This window comes from Nostoc sp. (assembly GCF_036916575.1).
GTDB lineage: Bacteria > Cyanobacteriota > Cyanobacteriia > Cyanobacteriales > Nostocaceae > Nostoc.
Genome location: NZ_JBALGC010000081.1, coordinates 1 through 7159, shown reverse-complemented (window position 1 = coordinate 7159; position 7159 = coordinate 1). Strand labels below are relative to the sequence as shown.

The following is a 7159-nucleotide window of genomic DNA, read 5'->3' as shown; positions in this document are numbered from 1 at the left end:
ACTAATTTCAGCCATGCTCTCTAAGTATACAAATTTACATAGTACTTAAATACTATAATATTGCGATCGCCCTGTGCCAGTTGCGTAAGTCCTGATTTTGTTTCAGAGCAAGCAAAGTTATTTGTGGGGCAATCTAAAATTTAAAATCCAAAATCTAAAATTGAGTAACAACCGACAAAGGACAAAAGACAAATGACAACCTTGCTGCAAAAATCGCCTATCCATCGCACCGTATTGAACAATGGGATTGTAGTGCTGGTGGCAGAAAACCCGGCTGCGGACATTACTGCGGCGCGAATTTTTGTGCGTGCCGGTAGTTGTCAGGAAAACCGGGAGCAAGCAGGGTTGGCACATTTACTATCAGCAGTGATGACAAAGGGATGCGATGGACTTTCTAGTTTGGAAATTGCTGAAATTGTCGAGTCTGTAGGGGCGAGTTTGAGTGCAGATGCCAGTACTGATTATTTTTTGCTATCTTTCAAGACGGTAACATCCGATTTTGGGGAAATTTTAACATTGGCAGGGCGGATTTTGCGATCGCCTACTTTTCCCGAAACTCAAGTTGAACTAGAACGGCGTCTAGCACTCCAAGATATTCGCTCCCAAAAAGAGCAACCGTTCACCGTCGCCTTTGAACAAATGCGGCAGGTAATCTACCAAAATCATCCCTATGCTATGTCAGTGCTGGGAGATGAAACCACCATGAGCCGCTTAACTCGTGCGGATTTAGTGGAGTATCACCAAACTTATTTCCGTCCAGATAATCTAGTAATTAGTATTGCTGGTAGAGTCACATCTACAGATGCAGTGGCATTGGTGGAAGAAGTTTTTGGTGATTGGCAAGCGCCAGCCCAAGCACCGCCAATACTGAATTTATCTGAGATTAGGGTGGAACCGCAGGTAAGGTTAAAGCCAGTACAGACACAACAATCAATCGTGATGCTTGGTTATTTGGGAACATCGGTGAGTTCTGTTGACTACGCCCCACTGAAGTTGCTGTGTACCTACTTGGGAAATGGGCTTTCTAGTCGCTTGTTTGTGGAATTGCGGGAAAAGCGAGGTTTAGCTTACGAAGTATCTGCCTTTTACTCCACAAGGCTATTTCCAGCATCGTTTGTGGTTTACATGGGTACAGCCCCAGAGAATACCAGCATTGCCTTAGAGGGACTGCGTACAGAAGTAGATTTATTGTCTACCGACGAAGTATCCCAAAGCGCACTCCAGGCTGCTAAAAACAAGATCCTGGGGCAATACGCCTTGGGTAAACAAACAAACGGGCAAATTGCTCAAATATACGGCTGGTATGAAATTTTAGGCTTAGGAATTGATTTTGACACAAAGTTCCAAGAATTGATTGCGGCTGTGAGTGCCAAGGATGCGATCGCCGCAGCTTGTAAGTATTTACAATCACCTTACTTGTCTTTGGTTGGTCAAGAAGAAGCAATTAATCGGGCGATGTCTACGATGGGCGGAGCCTACGCGTAGGCTTGCTCTAATTCTTTGCTTTTTTATCAGGGTTAGAGAGGAGCAAGTCTGAAGCAAAGCATATTTGATGTGCCGCAGCTACGCCCGTCAAAGACATCGTAAATGCAGCTGTTTTTTAGACCAAGCGGCTGTACCATTAGCATGAGAATATTCTGGGAGTAAATTCCATGCAAAGCAGCCTGACAGCAAGTATTTTGAGTTACTTAAAATTACTAAATCCAACTGTAAATCGCTGTAGAATGGAAAAACGGCAAAAGGGTTGGTTGCCAAAAAGGTCTAAATCTTTATCAGCCATTGAAATACTCTTGTTCTGCACTACACCTGTGCTGATTGCTTTCTCTCCTGTAGTATCAATAGCCGCACCACAAAAAATTGCCCAAGTAAATCCTGGAGATAGCATCAACCGCCCTACCCTGAAAGTTGGTAGCCAAGGCGAACGTGTGTCTGAACTTCAAGCAGCTCTGAAACTTTTGGGTTTTTACTCTGGTGCCGTAGATGGTATATATAGTGAGAATACGGCCAGTGCTGTTACCCGTTTTAAACAAGCAGCCGGCTTGAATCCAGATGGCATTGTTGATGCCAGCACTTGGCAACGACTTTTTCCTAACGAATCGGTAGTAGCATCAACTGTCGCTTCATCCCAGCCAAGATTTAACTCAGCTACGAATTTTCCGGTTCCAACCCAAGCTAGCAATGTCACCAACGTTGCAAATCTTAACCCTAACCCCCCAAGACAAGGTGTAAGACAAGTTGCGCCTAGCCCTAAGCCAAGAGCTGCTACCCCAAAAAAAGCTGTAAGACAAGTTGCGACCAGCCCTGAGCCAAGACCTGCTACCCCAAGAAAAGCAACAACTTCAAGCACACAGAAAACACCGAATCGTACTAGATCAACTACTCAAAGTCAGTCAAATACAACTACTAAGCGAACCCCTGGTATTCAATACACCTCAGAAGGATTGCCAATTTTGCGTATAGGGTTACGTGGTTCTGAAGTTGTTAGGTTGCAAGAACAACTGAAAAAGCTTGGTTTATTGAAAGGCGATGCCGATGGAGACTTTGGCGTAACGACCGAGACAGCTGTGAAAGCTGCACAAAAGCGTTATGCTTTAGAAGCTGACGGCGTAGTTGGTGGCTCTACATGGGAGGTTCTTTTGCGGCGTTAGCAGTACTAAGGAGCATAACAGCGTCTTTTTTGCCTGTAATCAAAGGCGTGGGCAACATGCTCCGAAGTTCTGATGTTGGAAACCGAGCACCCGACGCGATCGCAAGACGCTACCGCTTTCTCGTAGAGAAGACTGCGACCCCCTCACAGCAGAAGCGTCTACAGACTTCTCTCCACTCGATAAAACTGAATAACTTATTTCTTGGAAATCTCCAAGGTACAGAGGTTTTTCAACTTCGAGCAACCTCTGTAGGAGTTTTGTGCTTCCTAGCATTTTTATGAATTTAATGCGGTACATCCTGGAATACGATAAAGATATACCGATTAGAAGTATCTCTCTATGCCAGGATTGAAAAATTATATTGCTTTTAGGCTGACAAAAAATGATAGCAATTTTAGGAGTCAAGCACAACGACACCTGATAGTGGTACAGATCACAATTGCCAATAGTGAAATTAATTCAACTTACTGCTAATTTCTCTAAAAAAACTTATGCAACACTTTTTATTAACTTGGCTCGGTAGTGCGGTGGCGTTATTTCTTACTGCTAATATCGTTCCGGGATTCTTTATCAAGAATTTTCTGACTGCCTTGGTTGCTGCCCTTGTTATTGGTTTAGTTAATGCATTTATTAGACCAATTTTACAGATTTTGACGTTTCCGATTACCTTACTCACCTTTGGTTTATTTACATTAGTGATCAACGCCTTAACCCTTTGGCTGGCAAGTGCCCTAACTCCTGGTTATGGTTTTGAAATTCAAGGCTTTTTACCTGCTTTGTTAGGTTCAATTGTGCTAGCTATTGTTTCTAGCATAATTAACTATTTGTTGAGAGTTGTTGACTAGAAAAATTAGTGAAGTTCTGTAATACTCATCATATTTGAGGCTTGGGCAACAGCTAGCGTTACCGCTCCTGGTTGCCCTTGTACCTGGAAAATCCGTTTAGGAACTAAGAACCTTAGCCGCAATTTCTCTATGCTTGTAAAGGGGAAAACAGTCAACGATGTGAGTTGAGCGGCTGCAAGAATAGCAGCTGCCTCTGCTACACTCGGTGTACCTACTTTGTGGTCGGTAATTGTGGTAGGGTTGGGGACACAGACAGAGCAGAGGATTTGGGCAGAAAAGGTTTTTAGGGGCAAACCGCGTAGGCGACAAAGTTCTACTAAACCAACTTCTGAAGCTTTAGTGTCAATGGTAGCAATACCTGCGATCGCACTTTGAAAAAGTTGATGTTCTCGAAATATTTGCTCAATTGCCCAATCAATGAACTGCCATGAGGTTCCCCGTTTACAACCGATTCCTACCCATAAAACCTGTTGCACTTGGTCTATTTCCTCATTCAATTCCTCAGGGTTTGACATGCTTGAGTTTACTCCAACAGCCAACCAAATAAATCTCCTACTGTCAGCTGCAACTCACTTGCAAAATCTGGCACAGGCAGTAAAGTTTGTAGTTCATCCAACATAATTGGCTGTTGATTGCGGATGTACACAAACACCGTTTGTTCTTCTGGATCAATCAGCCAACCTATTTGTGTTTCATAATTCAGGCAATGTAAAATATTTTTTGTAACTTTCGTTTGTCTTTGGTCAGGCGATAGAATCTCAATTGTCCAATCAGGAGCTGCTGAAAAGAAATTTGCTACCCTGCCATTTTCTTTGCGAGGTATTCTCTCCCAAGTAAATACCGCTACATCCGGGACAATTGATCTGCCACCAAATGTACACCGCAGTTCTGGATATACTCGTGCAACTTTTTGGGGTTTCAAGACAGCATTAATAAAAATAATCAGTTCACCTTGAATAGTGCTATGTTCTCCCTGTGCCATAGGTTTTTGAATAATTTCACCATTGATGTATTCACTAGCGGGCTTCGTTTCTGGTAACATTAGAAACTCTGCCAAAGTTATGTTTTTTGATGGTGTCCGTACCATTTGTGATCGCCTCCAAGTCAAGCAATTCTAATTAACCAACCGCAAAGTACACAAAGAAAAATCAGCTTTAACTTAACTCTTACTCTGCGTACCTTTGCGTTAAAAAAATCTCATGAAAGATGATTTTTACATTCTCTCCAATACCTGAATTCCCAACAAAGATAGTCCCAACTTCAGAGTTCTAGCAGTCAAATCACATAAAACCAAGCGGGATGTCCGCTGCGGTTCCTCGGCCTCCAAAACCTGAACTCCTTGATTGCGGTCATAAAACTGATTAAACTTCTTACTCAGTTCGTACAAATACTCACATAAACGATTGGGCAGCAAGTCTTGCTCTACACTACTAATAACTTCATCCAATTGAAGTAAATATTTTGCTAGAGCTAATTCTGTTTCATGCTCCAACAAAACAGCATTGTTTCCCAACTCTTTAAAGTCAATATCACCCTTGCGACTAATCCCCTGAATCCGTGCATAAGCATAGAGCATATAGGGCGCAGTATTACCTTTGAAATCCAGCATTTTATCGTAGCTGAAGATGTAGTTACTGGTGCGATTTTGGCTTAAGTCTGCATACTTAACTGCACTGATCCCAACTACTCTAGCAACTTCATTAATAAATTCTTCAGTTTCTTGCCGTTCTTCTTCTTGTAATCTAGTTTTGAGGTCTACATGGGCACGAGCGATCGCTTCATCTAATAAATCCCGTAACCGCACAGTATCCCCAGAACGAGTTTTGAGTTTTTTTCCATCTTCTCCTAACACCAACCCAAAGGGCACATGCACTAATTCCACATCATCAGGAATCCATCCAGCTTTGCGTGCAACCTGGAAAATTTGAGCAAAGTGGTTTCCTTGTCCAGCATCTGTTACATAAATTATCCGCTTTCCTTCATCCTGCTGAATTCGGTAGCGTAGGGATGCTAAATCTGTAGTGGCGTAATTATAACCACCATCTGATTTCTGTACAATTAAAGGCAAAGGTTCACCTTCTCTATTTGTAAATCCCTCCAGAAAAACGCATTTTGCCCCTTGATTTTCTACCAGTAACCCAGATTTTTCTAAATCTTCTACAACGCCAGATAGTAAAGGGTTATAAAAAGATTCTCCGCGTTCAACTACCTGGACATCTAGCAAGTCATAAATTATTTGAAATTCCCGCCGCGACTGTTCGCACAGCAGTTTCCAAGCATGGATTGTATCCTCTGCACCTGCTTGTAATCTGACGACTTCTTGTCGTGCTGTTTGTTGAAAAGCCTCATCTGTATCAAACCGCAGTTTGGCTTTGCGATAAAAAGAGACTAAATCACCAATATCTAAAGCATTAGCTCTTGTTAGCGCGTCTGGGTAGACTTCCCGGAGATAGGCGATTAACATCCCAAACTGCGTACCCCAATCACCCACATGATTTAACCGCAGCACATCGTGTCCTTGGAATTCTAAAATCCGGGCGATGGAATCACCAATAATTGTAGAACGCAAGTGTCCGACGTGCATTTCTTTGGCAATATTCGGACTGGAAAAATCCACAATTTCTTTTCTTGGCGTTTTCGCGGCTGGAACTCCCAGTCTGGGATCAGCCTGAATCGCGTTCAGTTGTGCTTCCAGGTATGCCGTTTTCAGTTTTAGATTGATAAATCCTGGCCCGGCGATTTGGGGCGGTTCGCAGATTTCGGATACGTCTAACTTCTCAACGATCGCAGTTGCGATCGCTCTTGGTTGCAATCCTAACTTTTTACTTAGGGATAAAGCCACATTCGCCTGATAATCACCAAATTTAGGATTGCTAGCAGGAACCAAAATTGGATCTACTCCAGCGAAGTCAGCGCCAAAAGCCGCGATTAAAGCCTGTTCAAGCTGAACTTTTAATTTTTCTTGTGTAGCGTTCATATATAAATTTTATCTGTGATAGAGAGAATGTAGCTCTGAAAAAGCTTGATTATTCACTTTAGCAATCTGGAGATTCTGAAGAGGAATAAAAAATCAACGCGCTGCTTGCAAAAGTATCTTTTTTGACAAAACTGCGTCTAGCTGACCATATTTTGCACTTTCAAATCTTCATGCGCTATGAGGTCGCTAAACATCAATAATAACCTTGCTGTAAAAACAGCAAAGTGTTTACGCTGGCGACTTACCTTGAGGCGTTTTCGAGCCAATTTATTTCTAAACTATCACAGGCATCGCTAAAAACTCAACTGCTTCAACGGTTTGATTGAGCTGCGTTTGCAGTCGAAAGGTGCGTTAACGAAGTGTAACGCACCCTATAAAATATTCCCTAAATGAGGAAATTTCCCGAAAATAGGAAATCTGATTGACTTTTGACTTCTCAATTAGCGATATCTGTAACAGAAATTTTGACTCTACAGATAAGTATTACCATAAAAGTACGCGAAGTTATTAAACAACTAGAAGCTGATGGTTGGTATCTTGATAGAACTAAAGGTAGTCATCGACAGTTCAAACATCCTGATAAACCAGGCTTAGTTAACGTGAGTTCGATGAACTAAAAAACGGCAGGAGGAAGGGCCGGTAAGTCTTTAGGATAAATATCAAGTGAGGGTTTTTTAGGCAAATAAGTG

8 protein-coding genes and 1 pseudogene are annotated in these 7159 nt (G+C 42.3%); 5 read left to right on the top strand and 4 right to left on the bottom strand.

Annotation, left to right across the window (positions count from 1 at the left end; translation table 11 throughout):
* The first annotated feature begins 192 nt into the window (after positions 1-192).
* The 4 genes from V7L29_RS16705 to V7L29_RS16690 all read left to right on the top strand — a co-directional run bounded on the left by V7L29_RS16705 (position 193) and on the right by V7L29_RS16690 (position 3493).
* A complete protein-coding gene (locus tag V7L29_RS16705; protein WP_334736193.1) occupies positions 193-1485 on the top strand; it encodes a M16 family metallopeptidase in 1293 nt (430 codons plus the stop codon).
* A 167-nt stretch (positions 1486-1652) separates the two neighbouring features.
* Positions 1653-2648: a peptidoglycan-binding domain-containing protein gene (locus V7L29_RS16700; RefSeq protein ID WP_334736192.1), complete on the top strand. Its 996-nt coding sequence runs from the start codon at positions 1653-1655 to the stop codon at positions 2646-2648.
* Between the two features lie 56 nt (positions 2649-2704).
* Positions 2705-2929 carry a hypothetical protein gene (locus V7L29_RS16695; protein ID WP_334736191.1) on the top strand — a complete coding sequence of 75 codons (225 nt, stop codon included), beginning with the start codon at positions 2705-2707 and terminating at the stop codon, positions 2927-2929.
* Positions 2930-3139: 210 nt separating this feature from the next.
* A complete protein-coding gene (locus V7L29_RS16690; protein WP_334736190.1) occupies positions 3140-3493 on the top strand; it encodes a phage holin family protein in 354 nt (117 codons plus the stop codon).
* A gap of 5 nt (positions 3494-3498) precedes the next feature.
* On the opposite strand, the gene V7L29_RS16685 is transcribed toward V7L29_RS16690, so the two are convergent.
* From V7L29_RS16685 to V7L29_RS16670, 4 genes and pseudogenes are all read right to left on the bottom strand, one after another.
* The gene (locus V7L29_RS16685) at positions 3499-4008 is read right to left on the bottom strand and encodes a cobalamin biosynthesis protein (protein WP_334736189.1); all 510 of its coding nucleotides are present in this window, start codon (positions 4006-4008) and stop codon (positions 3499-3501) included.
* Positions 4009-4016: 8 nt separating this feature from the next.
* Positions 4017-4580 (bottom strand): Uma2 family endonuclease, encoded by a 564-nt coding sequence (locus V7L29_RS16680; protein WP_334736188.1) that lies wholly within the window; start codon positions 4578-4580, stop codon positions 4017-4019.
* Positions 4581-4706: 126 nt separating this feature from the next.
* Positions 4707-6470, bottom strand: a complete 1764-nt coding sequence (argS, locus tag V7L29_RS16675; RefSeq protein WP_334736187.1) for an arginine--tRNA ligase — start codon at positions 6468-6470, stop codon at positions 4707-4709.
* A gap of 143 nt (positions 6471-6613) precedes the next feature.
* Positions 6614-6748 (bottom strand): annotated as a pseudogene (locus V7L29_RS16670) (RNA-guided endonuclease TnpB family protein); the annotation flags it as partial.
* Positions 6749-6898: 150 nt separating this feature from the next.
* Between V7L29_RS16670 and V7L29_RS16665 the strand changes: the two are divergent.
* Positions 6899-7087 (top strand): type II toxin-antitoxin system HicA family toxin, encoded by a 189-nt coding sequence (locus tag V7L29_RS16665; protein WP_334736186.1) that lies wholly within the window; start codon positions 6899-6901, stop codon positions 7085-7087.
* Positions 7088-7159: the final 72 nt, after the last annotated feature.